Origin of the sequence: Haladaptatus sp. CMSO5, from assembly GCF_036689885.1 — an archaeon.
Taxonomy (GTDB): domain Archaea; phylum Halobacteriota; class Halobacteria; order Halobacteriales; family Halococcaceae; genus QDMS2.
In genome coordinates this window covers 1,419,283-1,431,248 of the sequence record NZ_JBAHVW010000001.1, presented here as the reverse complement: position 1 = coordinate 1,431,248, position 11,966 = coordinate 1,419,283, and the positions used below count along the sequence as shown (strand labels likewise).

Annotated in this window: 15 protein-coding genes and 1 other RNA gene; 10 read left to right on the top strand and 6 right to left on the bottom strand. The window is 60.5% G+C overall.

Annotated elements, in window-relative coordinates:
- Positions 1-33: 33 nt before the first annotated feature.
- A complete protein-coding gene (locus V5N12_RS07605; protein WP_332898555.1) occupies positions 34-345 on the bottom strand; it encodes a DUF5798 family protein in 312 nt (103 codons plus the stop codon).
- Between the two features lie 84 nt (positions 346-429).
- Here V5N12_RS07605 and V5N12_RS07600 point away from each other — a divergent pair, with 84 nt between their 5' ends.
- Both V5N12_RS07600 and ffs read left to right on the top strand, forming a co-directional pair.
- A complete protein-coding gene (locus V5N12_RS07600) occupies positions 430-879 on the top strand; it encodes a DUF7548 family protein (protein WP_332898554.1) in 450 nt (149 codons plus the stop codon).
- 44 nt (positions 880-923) lie between these two features.
- Positions 924-1,236: signal recognition particle sRNA (gene ffs / locus V5N12_RS07595), an RNA gene on the top strand.
- 75 nt (positions 1,237-1,311) lie between these two features.
- Here the strand turns inward: ffs and V5N12_RS07590 are convergent.
- The 3 genes from V5N12_RS07590 to V5N12_RS07580 form a co-directional block, all read right to left on the bottom strand.
- On the bottom strand, positions 1,312-2,184 hold the full coding sequence (locus tag V5N12_RS07590) for a mechanosensitive ion channel family protein (protein ID WP_332898553.1): 873 nt from the start codon (positions 2,182-2,184) through the stop codon (positions 1,312-1,314).
- Positions 2,185-2,430, bottom strand: a complete 246-nt coding sequence (locus V5N12_RS07585; RefSeq protein WP_332898552.1) for a YhbY family RNA-binding protein — start codon at positions 2,428-2,430, stop codon at positions 2,185-2,187.
- 82 nt (positions 2,431-2,512) lie between these two features.
- Entirely contained in the window at positions 2,513-2,788 is a 276-nt protein-coding gene (locus tag V5N12_RS07580) for a ribonuclease P protein component 4 (RefSeq protein WP_332898551.1), read from the bottom strand.
- A gap of 173 nt (positions 2,789-2,961) precedes the next feature.
- On the opposite strand from V5N12_RS07580, the gene V5N12_RS07575 reads away from it, so the two are divergent.
- Both V5N12_RS07575 and V5N12_RS07570 read left to right on the top strand, forming a co-directional pair.
- Complete coding sequence (locus V5N12_RS07575) at positions 2,962-4,014, top strand: glycosyltransferase family 4 protein (protein ID WP_332898550.1); 1,053 nt, start codon at positions 2,962-2,964, stop codon at positions 4,012-4,014.
- A 27-nt stretch (positions 4,015-4,041) separates the two neighbouring features.
- Positions 4,042-5,157, top strand: a complete 1,116-nt coding sequence (locus V5N12_RS07570) for a glycosyltransferase (protein WP_442904962.1) — start codon at positions 4,042-4,044, stop codon at positions 5,155-5,157.
- On the opposite strand, the gene V5N12_RS07565 is transcribed toward V5N12_RS07570, so the two are convergent.
- Positions 5,145-6,002, bottom strand: a complete 858-nt coding sequence (locus tag V5N12_RS07565; protein ID WP_332898548.1) for a 3-hydroxyacyl-CoA dehydrogenase family protein — start codon at positions 6,000-6,002, stop codon at positions 5,145-5,147. The genes V5N12_RS07570 and V5N12_RS07565 overlap by 13 nt on opposite strands.
- 121 nt (positions 6,003-6,123) lie before the next feature.
- Here V5N12_RS07565 and V5N12_RS07560 point away from each other — a divergent pair, with 121 nt between their 5' ends.
- The 5 genes from V5N12_RS07560 (at position 6,124) to V5N12_RS07540 (ending at position 10,527) form a co-directional block, all read left to right on the top strand.
- Positions 6,124-6,435 (top strand): hypothetical protein, encoded by a 312-nt coding sequence (locus tag V5N12_RS07560; protein ID WP_332898547.1) that lies wholly within the window; start codon positions 6,124-6,126, stop codon positions 6,433-6,435.
- Between the two features lie 73 nt (positions 6,436-6,508).
- Positions 6,509-7,294, top strand: a complete 786-nt coding sequence (locus V5N12_RS07555) for a class I fructose-bisphosphate aldolase (protein WP_332898546.1) — start codon at positions 6,509-6,511, stop codon at positions 7,292-7,294.
- On the top strand, positions 7,291-8,139 hold the full coding sequence (locus tag V5N12_RS07550) for a class 1 fructose-bisphosphatase (protein ID WP_332898545.1): 849 nt from the start codon (positions 7,291-7,293) through the stop codon (positions 8,137-8,139). The genes V5N12_RS07555 and V5N12_RS07550 overlap by 4 nt, the downstream gene beginning before the upstream one ends.
- Positions 8,140-8,204: 65 nt before the next feature.
- Complete coding sequence (locus V5N12_RS07545; RefSeq protein WP_332898544.1) at positions 8,205-9,923, top strand: acyl-CoA carboxylase subunit beta; 1,719 nt, start codon at positions 8,205-8,207, stop codon at positions 9,921-9,923.
- A 208-nt stretch (positions 9,924-10,131) separates the two neighbouring features.
- Positions 10,132-10,527, top strand: coding sequence for a DUF5658 family protein (locus tag V5N12_RS07540; RefSeq protein WP_332898543.1), 396 nt, complete (start codon positions 10,132-10,134; stop codon positions 10,525-10,527).
- Here V5N12_RS07540 and V5N12_RS07535 read toward each other — a convergent pair whose 3' ends face one another.
- The gene (locus tag V5N12_RS07535) at positions 10,528-10,980 is read right to left on the bottom strand and encodes a MaoC family dehydratase (protein WP_332898542.1); all 453 of its coding nucleotides are present in this window, start codon (positions 10,978-10,980) and stop codon (positions 10,528-10,530) included. It abuts the gene before it with no gap.
- 87 nt (positions 10,981-11,067) lie between these two features.
- On the opposite strand from V5N12_RS07535, the gene V5N12_RS07530 reads away from it, so the two are divergent.
- Positions 11,068-11,919 (top strand): HpcH/HpaI aldolase/citrate lyase family protein, encoded by an 852-nt coding sequence (locus tag V5N12_RS07530; RefSeq protein ID WP_332898541.1) that lies wholly within the window; start codon positions 11,068-11,070, stop codon positions 11,917-11,919.
- Positions 11,920-11,966: the final 47 nt, after the last annotated feature.

Sequence of the window (11,966 nt, the reverse complement as noted above, 5' to 3'; positions counted from 1 at the left end):
CACCCGGCCAGTTAAAGCGGCACGTTTTGCCAGTCAGTCGCTACTTTCTGCTGGCGTTTCGGCGGGCGGCGCGACATCTTCTTCCTCCATGTCATCCGTTGTGGCTTCTGCTTCGGCTTCCGCGAGCAGTGTCTCTACGTCGAGGCCCTCTTTCTCCGCGAGCGCTTCCAAGAGAACGCGCTGTTCGGTGAGGTCCGCTTCTATCGACTCGACTTTCGCGCCGGTCGATTCGACCTGCTGTCTGAGCGCGAGAATCTGGTCGCGCAACTCGTTTAAGCGCTTATAGAGTTCTTCTGCGGTGTCTGCGACTTTTTGCAACTTCTTTGCGGTTCCACCAAGTCCCATGGTCGGGCGTATGGAGTGGAACTACGTGTGCGTTGCGGCTTTCAGAGCGGGGCGTTTAATTCGATTCCCCGACAACTCCCGGCAATGGCTGAGGATTCTTCGTTTCACACCCCTGCACCCCTGCTCGGTATCGCCGCCGACATCGCCGTTCTCGCGGCGATTTTCGCGCCCTATCTCATCTTGCCCACAAACGCGGCGTCCGGATTGACCGTTTACTACACGAGCGGCCTCGCAGGCGTGTTCGGCGCGGCCGGGTTCGCGCTCGTGACGCTCATCGCCTTTGCGGCGGGGTATTACCAGCGCACCGAGCCGGTGACGGTTGCGGCAGCGACGACTGCCCTCGGCGTCTTCATGGTGCTGTTGACGCTGCTCTGGGCGCTCGCGGTGCCGGTAGACGTACTCGGCAGTCTCACGACGGTGGAGAGCGCCTTTGGTGCGACGCTCATGGAGAACCACCGCTGGATTGTGCTGCTGTGCTCGCTCGGCGTGCCTGTGAGCGGCGTGTGGTACGCCCGCGCCCTCAAGTTATTTTAGCGCGAAAAGTCGAAAGGCCCTTAAGCCGGAGACAGTTATCAAATAACTGGACTAGGTCGGGCAGTTAGGCCCTGCTCGTCACCCACGCTATGGTCTTTAGTGGGGACCGAACAACGGGTGCGTCCGGTCAGACCGGCACGGGCCCCGGGAGCCAACGTAGAAGCCTCGTCCTTCGGGGACAGCGGTCTTTCGGTGAACGTCTGCAGGGACGTCTCACCGTGGTTAACCGCGAGCAACCCGTCAGGCGCGGAAGCGAGCAGCGAACTCGTGGACACCTGTCGCTCGAAGGGGTGCGGGGTGGAGGCGGCAACCGGGATTCCCCGTGGTGGAACGCCAGGCAACTCCGTCCGTCCGCATTCATACCGTATTCACACCCGTGAGCCGCTGCGCTGTATGCTGCTGTCGGAGACGAAAACTCAAAAAAAGGGCCGCTTACTGTTCGACCGCGCCGAAGTCAGAGCCGTTCTGGAGAACCACAGCCCCAGAGAGGTCGCGCTGTGGGTACGGAATCTCGATGTCGGCTTCGTCGAATCGGTTTTTCACGTTCGTGACGTACTCGCCGCGCGTTTTGACGAAGTCTGCGCGGCTCGGATTGTCGATCCAGATGCGCGACTGGAGGCCGACGTAGGAGTCTGCGAGTTCCGTGAGGCGAACCGTCGGCGCTGGTTCGTCCATGATGCCCTCGTGTTTTTCGGCTTCTTCGACGATAATCTTCGACGCAAGGTCGATGTCGTCGTCGTAGCCGATGCCGAAGACGAACTTCAGGCGAAGCCTGCTCTTGGCGACCGGGTTCTTGATGACGCCGTCGGTGAGCGTCGAGTTCGGGACGGTGAGCAGTTCGTTGTCGAATGTGCGCACGCGGCTGACCCGCAGGCTGATGTCTTCGACGATGCCCGAGTAGCTGTCCCACTCGATCCAGTCACCGACACGAAACGGCTTGTCCGTGTAGATGAAGATACCCGCGACGAAGTTCTTGATGACGTCTTGCATCGCAAAGCCGATGGCGAGCGTGGCGGCCGCCGCGATGGTGGCCAGCGAGGTGAGGAAGCTGCCGAAGCCAGCCGCGCCGAAGGCAACGGAGATGGCCGTAAAGAGGACGATGATCGAGACGAGGCGACGAAGCGGCTGGCGAGCGTGTTCGTCTAAGCCCCGAGAGCGAACCACGCGGTCGAAAAGTGGCGTGACGATGATTTTTCCGAGCAGGAACACCGCGATGAACGCGCCGACGAACAGCACGAACTGCGTGGCGATGAGGCCGTACGTCGCCCCAAGAAACTGCTCGAAGATGGGGAGTGTTCCAACCATCTAGTGGAAAACCGCCGTGTTGCCCCGCGTATCAACGACCTCCGCACCGGCGTTTTCCGCGAGTTCTTCAGCCATCTCTTCGACCGTCGTTCCGCCCCGCGAGGCGCGGAGGAACTTGACTTTCACCAGCTTTCGGTCTTGGAGTTGGGTTTTCAACTCTTCGAGGACGGCACCGTGGCCGCTCTTGCCGACCCAGACGGTGACTTCGACATCGTGGGCTTCTTTCCGCAAGTCTTGATTTACCATTGGCTTATGCGCTTTATTAACCGGAGCTATGTGAATATTGAGGTATGGCCGTCGTGCCCGGTGTCAGGTTAGGGAAAACAGTTTAGTATGGGTGACGGGCGTGGTGGCCACAATCACAGGAAATGACGACGTGCCCGTCTTGCAGCCTGACGCGTGCGTTGCGCCCGGGAACCAGGTACGCGTCGCACGAGGCGCACGTAAAGCGTTTGAACTCCCGGGGGAGACGCAACCGATGTCGCTCGGCGATGCGTCTTGCCAGTCTCACGTACTCGCGTGCCCGGTCATCGTAACCGGTTTTGACGGCGTCTCTTGAAAGGTCGTGCAGGCGCGCAATCCGCTCTTCGGCAATAGTAGTCATCGGAAACGAGGGGTGGGGTGGGGGGTTTCCGGGGCCGAACACATAGGAAAGAAAAGCTCCTGTGTAGCCCCAAGCGAATTGATTTGTTGTTGCATATAAATAGATTCCGATTACCGGGATAATATACGGCAGTGACCGCAACAGTTAATCGGCATCCGTGGGTCGGTTTTGCTGTGCGCGCGCTCAACTATCTCGAACTCGAATCGGCGCTAGCGCGGAGCGGAATTGGCACCGCAACCGACCAGCAACGCGCGGCGCTCGAACAGACCGATGTAGAGGTCATCACCTCCCCGTGGGTGGGTGGGAACGTAGACCGCGGACTCAGGAGCGTGCTGTACGGCGGCCCGCTGCTCGAATCGGTCGATGTGGTGCATCTGAACACGATTGGACCGGTCTCGCTTGCACTTGCTCGCCACGCGAAATCGAAGGGTATTCCGCTCATCTTACACGCCCACACGACGGGCGAAGATTTCGCAGAGAGTTTCCGCGGGTCGAACCTCGCCGCGCCGATTCTCGCGCGCTACCTGACGTGGTTTTACTCGCAGGCAGACCTCGTGCTCTGCCCGAGCGAGTTCACGAAGGACATCCTCGAATCGTACCCTGTGACCGCCCCGATTCGCCCGATAACGAACGGCGTGGATATCGACGCGCTCGAAGGTCACGAGGAGTTGCGCGAGGAGTACCGGGACAGATACGACCTCTCGGGAATGGTCGTCTTCGCTGTGGGGAGCGTCTTCGAGCGAAAGGGCCTCACCACGTTCTGTGAACTCGCAGAAGAGACGGACTACGATTTCGCGTGGTTCGGCACCTACGACACCGGTCCACAAGCGAGCGCAACCGTCACCGAGTGGGTGAACAACCCACCGGAAAATGTGACGTTCACCGGGTGGGTCGAAGACATTCGCGGCGCGTACGGCGCAGGCGACGTGTATCTGTTCCCGACGAAAAACGAGAATCAGGGCATCGCCGTCCTCGAAGCGATGGCCTGTGGCAAGGCCGTCGTCATCCGCGACATTCCGGTCTTCTCCGAGTTCTACACCCACGGCGAAGACTGCCTCAAGTGTTCGACTCACGCGGAGTTCCGCGCCGCACTTGACAGACTGGCAACAGAACCCGACCTCCGAGAACGACTCGGGGAAAACGCGAGGCAGACCGCGGCCGACCACGGCTTAGACCGCGTTGCAAGCGAACTTCTTACAATCTATCGTGATGTCACAAACCATTAAGTCTCGGCTGAACAAGGGTGAGAAATGATGCCCCGGGTCGCCGCCTTCACGGACACCTACCTGCCCACGGTAAACGGGGTCACATATACGGTCAAAACGTGGCGCGACCGGTGGCTCGCCCGCGGCGGGCGCATGGACATCGTCTTTCCCAAAGCGCGCGGCTACAGCCCCGACCAGGGCGAACATGCCGTCAGAAGCCTGCCGTTCCCCTTCTATGACGGGTTTTATCTCGGGACACCCTCCGTTCCGTCTGCCGTCTCTGACGTGGACATCGTCCATGCCCACACGCCGTTTTCTCTCGGGCTTGGCGGCCTTCGACTCTCACGGGAGGTCGACGCGCCGTTCATCACGTCGTATCACACGCCGACGAGCGAGTACGCAGACTACCTCGCTCAGCGCGAGTTCCTCTCGAACGGTCTCGGCCGCATCGCGGAGTCCTACGAGCGCTGGTTTTTCGGCCAAGCAGACACCGTCCTCGTCCCGAGTGAAGACACGAAACGGCACCTCACGGACGAAGTCGGCATCGAAAGTCTGGTGGAAGTCGTCCCGAACGGGGTTGACATCGAGACGTTTCGCCCCGCAGACGGCGCAGAGTTCCGGCACAAACACGGCATCGACACGGACCGACCGCTGATTGGCTACACCGGCCGCCACGGCTTCGAGAAGTCGCTCACCTCCATCCTCGATGCCATCGACGGAATGGACGTGACCGTCGTCTTCGGCGGCGACGGCCCCGCCCGGGAAACGCTCGAAGCGAGAGCCGCAGAGATGGACATGGACATTCGCTTCCTCGGCTTTCTCGACCGCGAAGACCTCCCATCGTTCTACGCCGCCCTCGACGTGTTCGCGTTCCCGAGTCCGGTCGAAACCCAAGGCATTGTCGCGCTCGAAGCGAACGCTGCCGGGACGCCAGTCGTCGGCGTGAACGCCGGTGCGCTCGAAGACACGGTCATCGATGGCGTGACTGGGTATCACTTCGAACCCGGCGACATCGCCGGCTTCAGAGACGGCTTAGAGCGGGCGCTTGCGAACAATGCAGAGCTGAGTGAAAATTGTGTTTCTCGCCGCGACCAGATTAGCGTCGAGGCGGCGGTCGACCAGTTGTTGGACGTGTACGAACGCGAACTCGCTCAGTACTCGTAGAAGCCTTTGCCGGTCTTTTTCCCGAGGTCGCCTGCGGCGACTTTGCGCTTTAACAGGTAGGCTGGCTTGTAGCGGTCGCCAAGCTCTTCGAACAGCGTTTCGCTCGCATGCAGACAGACGTCGAGGCCGATGTGGTCTGCGAGTTGGAGCGGCCCCATCGGGACGTTCGTCCCGAGGGTCATGCCCTTGTCAATGTCCTCTTTCGTGCCGAGGCCTTCGTCGTAGGCACGGATGCCCTCGTTCAGCCACGGCATGAGGATGCGGTTGGTGATGAACCCCGGTTTGTCGTCGGACTCCCACGTCTCTTTGCCGAGTTTCTCAGAGAGTTCGTGGGCAAGTTTCCCGACTTCGGGGCTCGTCTTCTCGCCGATGACGACTTCGACGCCCTTCATGATGGGAACCGGGTTCATGAAGTGAAGGCCAACGACCTGTTCTGGGCGCTCGGTGGCGCTTGCGATGGTCGTAATCGAGAGCGTGCTCGTGTTCGTGGCGAGAACCACGTCTTCGGGCATGAGGTCGTCTAAGTCCGAGAAGATGTCCTGTTTGACTTCCATGTTCTCGACTGCGGCTTCGATGACGAGGTCGCAGTCTGCGAGGTCGTCGAACTCTGTCGTGCCCGTGATACGGTCGAGCGCGGCATCTTTCTCGGTTTCACTCAGCTTCTCTTTCGAGACAAACCGAGTGAGCGAGTCGTCGATGGCAGACAGTCCGCGTTCGACGAACTCGTCTTTGATATCGCGCATCACGACGTCGTAGCCCGAGGCGGCCGCGACCTGCGTAATCCCGTTGCCCATCGTTCCCGCGCCAATCACGCCAATCGTGTTGATGTCGTCCATTCCGCGCATACGAGACACACTCTCGGCAGGGGGTGTAAACGTGCCGAAGTCGTGGGAGACACTGCCACAAACCGCCAGGTGTGTCCACGAATACCATATTTTATTGCGAACGGACCGACTATGGTAATTCATGGCATCGCATGGTGTCCGCGACCAGTCTGGTGGCCGCGGCGTTCCGTTTGACATCGAATCTGCCCATCGGCTGAGCTGTGAGTTGGGTGAATACTTGACCGAGCACGCACCAGTAGACCAGTCCGTCTCGCTGCGCTACGGCACGGGGAAAACGCTCACCGCGTACACGCTCACCGAACACTCCTGTGTCGTCAAAATCCAGACGCCCGCCGGCAGACTCCGCTTTTTCGAGCTGCCACGCGACACCGTCGAGGCGACGATCGACCGCCTCAGGCGCGACGACTGGCGACAACTGGATTCGGGCGCGTAGGGTGGGATACGTGGGCATACAGCACAACCCGACCCAATAGACTATTAAGCAAAGTCACCCCAGTTTTAGGCGTATGATTCCGGTTGACGACTCCCCAATTATCCGGGATGGAAAGTCACTCATTCTCGCGTACGACCACGGTCTCGAACACGGTCCGGTGGACTTCACCGACGTCCCAGAGCGGATGGACCCCGAGACGGTGTTCGACATCGCAACGCACGACGCAGTGAGTGCCTTTGCCGTCCAGAAAGGGCTCGCAGAAGCGTACTACCCCTCTTACGAGGACGACGTGAACCTCCTCGTCAAGATGAACGGCACCTCGAATCTCTGGATGGGCGAGCCAGACTCGCCGGTCAACTGCTCTGTGGACTACGCCGCAGAGATTGGCGCAGACGCCGTAGGCTTCACCGTCTACAGCGGCTCGAACCACGAAGTCGAGATGTTCGAAGAGTTCCGCGACGTCCAGGAGAAAGCCCGCGAGTACGACCTCCCCGTCGTCATGTGGTCGTACCCACGCGGTCAGGGACTGAAAAACGACACCTCCCCGAACACCATCGCCTACGCAACCCGCATCGCCCACGAAATCGGCGCGGACATTGCGAAGGTCAAGTACCCCGGCAGTCAGGACGCCATGGAACTCGCCGTCAAGGCCGCAGGCGCGACGAAAGTCGTCATGAGCGGCGGGTCGAAGACCTCCGACGAGGAGTTCCTCTCGACAGTCAACTCCGCGATGAACGCCGGTGCGAAGGGCCTCGCTGTGGGCCGCAACGTCTGGCAGCGTGAGGAGCCAGCGCACATCCTCGATGCGCTCGAAGAGCTCATCTTCAACGGCAAATCCGTCGAAGCCGCCCTCGAATGAGCACACTCACTCGCATCATCGACACCGTCGCCGCGACGGCCCCCGACATCCGTGCGGGGCTGACCGGGCGACGCACCTACGAAGCCGAGGAGAATCCGTCCGGAGAGGCGCAACTCGCCGCTGACCTCTACGCGGACGACCTCCTCAGTGAGCGCCTGCTCGCACTCGACGGTGTTGCGACCTACGCCTCAGAAGAACGCGACGATATCGATGGAAACCCTGACGCAGACGGGTATCATCTCGCGTGTGATCCCCTCGATGGGTCGTCGAATCTCAAGTCCAACAACACGATGGGGACGATTCTCGGCGTCTACGACGCCCCGCTCCCCGCGAGTGGACACGACCTCGTCGCCGCCGCCTACGTCCTGTTTGGCCCCATCACGACGATGATTGTGGCAGAGGGCGACAGTGTGACCGAGTACGTCATCGAAGACGGCGACAAACGCGCCGTCCGCGAGGACATCACGCTCCCCGCAGAGCCGGTCACCTACGGCTTTGGCGGGCGCGTCCCCGAGTGGACGCCCGCGTTCACCGAGTTCGCCCGCGAGATAGAACAGGAGTTGAAACTGCGCTACGGTGGGGCGATGATAGGCGACGTAAATCAGGTGCTCACCTACGGTGGCATCTTCGCCTACCCCGGCCTCCAGTCGCGCCCGGAGGGCAAACTCCGCCTCCAGTTCGAGGGGAACCCGATCGCCTACATCGTGGAGGCCGCAGGTGGCCGTTCCTCCGATGGAACCGGGTCACTGCTCTCGGTTGAAGCGACCAGCCTCCACCAGCGAGTGCCGGTTCACGTTGGCAATTCTCGCCTCATCGACCGGCTCGAAGCCGCACTCGCAGACTGAGGCCGGATAACCCTCATCAATTTTCAAGGGAAACGGTTTCAATCCCCTACCACCTCTGGTTTTTCATGAAAGTCACCATCGCAAAGGGTGCAAACGAGGAGGAAGCCGCGGCCATCGCGGAAGCCCTCGCCCAAAACTTCCGAAACGAGGTTGAGGTGTACGTGCGCGGAGCGGACGAACCCGCTGCAACTGCAGACGGGAGTGACCTGCCGGAGCCAGAACCGGAGCCGGAAGTCGATGATTTCGGGCCGACCGAGCGCGAGGAGCAGCTCTGGGCGGAAATCGAGGAAATCGACCTCGGCGGCCCGGAGAAGTACAAACAACGCCTCCCCGACCAGGGCAAGCTGTTCGTCCGCGACCGGATGAAACTCTGGTTCGACGACGGACTACTGTTTGAGGATGGGAAGTTCGCCCAGTTCGACGCCGAGGACCAACTCCCTGCAGACGGCCTCATCACGGGCGCGGCGGAGTTCGAAGGCCGCGAGGTACACTTCATGGCGAACGACTTCACCGTGAAAGCTGGGTCAATGGCGCGTCACGGGGTTGAGAAGTTCCTCCGGATGCAACAGCGCGCGCTCAAAAGCGGGAAACCCGTCCTCTATCTGATGGACTCATCCGGCGGACGTATCGACCAGCAGACCGGCTTTTTCGCCAACCGCGAAGGGATTGGCAAGTACTACTACAACCACTCGATGCTGTCGGGACGCGTTCCCCAGATTTGTGTGCTCTACGGGCCGTGTATCGCGGGGGCGGCCTACACGCCGGTGTTCGCTGATTTCACCATCATGGTCGAGAAGATGAGCGCGATGGCAATTGCCTCCCCACGCATGGTGCAGATGGTCACCGGCGAGGACATCTCGATGGAAGACCTTGGCGGCCCGATGGTTCATGCAAAACACACCGGCAGTGCCGACCTCGTCGCCCGCGACGAGGAACACGCCCGCGAACTCGGGGCGAAACTCATCTCGTATCTGCCGAACAACGCAGACGAGAAACCGCCACACACAGAGCCAAAGCCACCGGCGAAGTCGCCAGAGGGCATCGACGGCATGATTCCCCGCGAGCCGAATCGCGGCTACGACATGGTCGACCTCATCGAACGCATCGTCGACCGCGACTCCTTTTTCGAGCTGCAAGCCGAGTACGGCAAGGAGATTATCACGGCGTTCGCCCGCCTCGATGGACGGCCGGTCGGCATCATCGCAAACCAGCCCGCCCACCGCGCGGGCGCAATCTTCCCGAAGGCCGCAGAGAAGGCCGCAGAGTTCGTCTGGAAGTGCGACGCCTTCGACGTGCCCCTGCTCTACCTCTGTGACACGCCGGGCTTCATGGCCGGGTCGCAAGTCGAGAAAGAGGGCATCTTAGAGCAGGGCAAGAAGATGATTTACGCCACGTCGTCTGCGACGGTGCCAAAGCAATCGGTTGTCATCCGCAAGGCGTACGGTGCAGGCATTTATGCCATGTCCGGGCCCGCCTACGACCCGGAGGGTGTCATCGGGCTGCCAACTGGCGAAATCGGGATTATGGGGCCGGAAGCTGCGATTAACGCCGTCTATCGCAACCATTTGGACGCCATCGAAGACCCCGAAGAGCGCGCAAAACGCACCGAAGAACTCCGCGAGGAGTACCGCCACGACATCGACATCCACCGCATGGCAAGCGAAGTCGTCGTGGACGAAATCGTGCCACCGAGCACGCTTCGCCAGGAACTTATCAACCGGTTCAACTTCTACGAAGACGTCGAAAAAGACCTGCCGAGCAAGAAACACGGCACGATTCTCTAATCGGCAGAGCGTCCGGTTTTTCGAACACTCTGGGTTGGGAGAACGTTATGTCAGTGCTAGCAGCGAGGCGCTGTTGTAAGCGACATGTAACTATGCGGTCAGTCTGCTTACCTGTTTTTGCCGTTGTGGTGCTGTAAAACGCCCCATCACGGTCTGTGTGTGAGTTGCACACCGGCTCTCCCCACGGAGCACCCCAAGAGTATCTACAATGTCCCATACTGATGAGTCTCGTCGTCTTCGACAGACGCGCGCTGACGTTTCATCGACACCCCCCGATGAGTCCGGCGGTTGGATTACCCACGTCCTTGGCCCGCTCCAGTACAAACTGTGGTTCATCGTGGTGAGTGCCATGGCTGCCGACGTATTACTCACGATGTACGGTCTCGAACTCGGATTGACGGAGCTGAACCCCGTTGCCGTCCGCGCAATCTCGGCGTTTGGCTACGCGGGACTTGGCGTACTCAAATGTCTGGCCCTCGGAATCGGCTTGGTGTGTTGGGCGCTCACCCCAAAGCAGTACGCCCCAATTATTCCGCTCGGGCTTGCTACACCGTCGATTATCGCGGTGTGCATCAATACGGTGCTCGTTTTCCTCGTTATCTAGTTACTCGGTTGGCTTTTTGAGCGACAACGTCGTTCGGTCGAACTCACAGACCAGTTCGTCGTCCTGATTGAACACTTCGACGTGCATGGTGACGATGCCGCGTTCGCCGTCTGAGGTCTCGCGCTTTTCTGTTACCGTCGACTGGACGCGAATCGTATCGCCGTGGAAGACGGGTTTCGGGTGACTGACGTTGTCGTACGAGAGATTTGCGACGATGGTGCCGTCGGTCATGTCGGGGATGGTGAGACCCACCGCGAGACTCATCGTGTAGAGACCGTTTACGAGCCGTTGACCAAACTGCGTGTCCTTTGCAAACTCCGCGTCGAGGTGGAGTGGCTGTTGGTTCATCGTCATGTCACAGAACGTCTGGTTGTCGCTCTCTGAGATGGTGCGACGAACGGCGTGCTCGACAGTTTCGCCAACCTCGAACTCTTCGTAGTATCGGCCGGTCATATCCGCACATGCGCGAAGTGAGGTGAAAAATCCCGCCGATTAGCCGAAGAGAGGTACGTTCAAACCGTCTCCGCGAGAGGGTTGAATATGGCACGACGAAGCCTCCTGTTCTCCCCCGGCGACCGCCCGGAGATGATGCAGAAAGCGCCCGGTGTCGGCGCGGATGTAGTGATTTTCGACCTCGAAGACGCCGTGGCCCCAGAACGCAAACAAACCGCACGCGAGGCGATAAACGAAGTGCTCACAGACTCGTCGTTCGACCCCGACTGCGAGGTGTGTGTGCGCGTGAACCCAATTGGTACCGTCACGGACGCCGACCTCGATGGCGTTCTCGCTGGCGACCCGCGCATCGACGCCATCATGCTCCCGAAAGCGACGGGGGCGGCCGACGTAGACGCACTTCAGGCCCTGCTCGCAGAACGTGGCTTCGACCTGCCCGTGTTCTCGCTGGTCGAATCCGCGGCGGGCGTGTTGAACGCCGTCGAGATTGCGAATGCGGAGGCGACAGCCGCGCTCGTGTTCGGCGCAGAAGACCTCGCTGCAGATATTGGTGCGACCCGCACCGAGGACGGAACGGAAGTGCTCTACGCGCGCGAACACGTCGTCCTCGCGGCGAGCGCGGCGGGCGTTGATGCCATCGACACTGTCTATACGGCGATTCGTGATACGGACGGTCTCGCAGACGAGACAGCGTTCGCCATCGAACTCGGCTACGACGGCAAGATGGCGATTCACCCGGCACAGGTGTCGGTTATCAATGACGCGTTCACGCCCGAGCCCGACCAAGTCGAGTGGGCGCGTGCCGTCCTTGCTGCACGCGACGAGGCAGAAGCAGAGGGGCGCGGCGTGTTTCGCGTCAACGACGAGATGATAGATGCCCCGCTCATCGCCCAAGCAGAGCGAATCGTTGCGCGAGCACGGGCTGCAAACTTGCTATAGGGAAGACCATTCATACGAAAATTTGCCGGTACGTTTAACCGTACCGT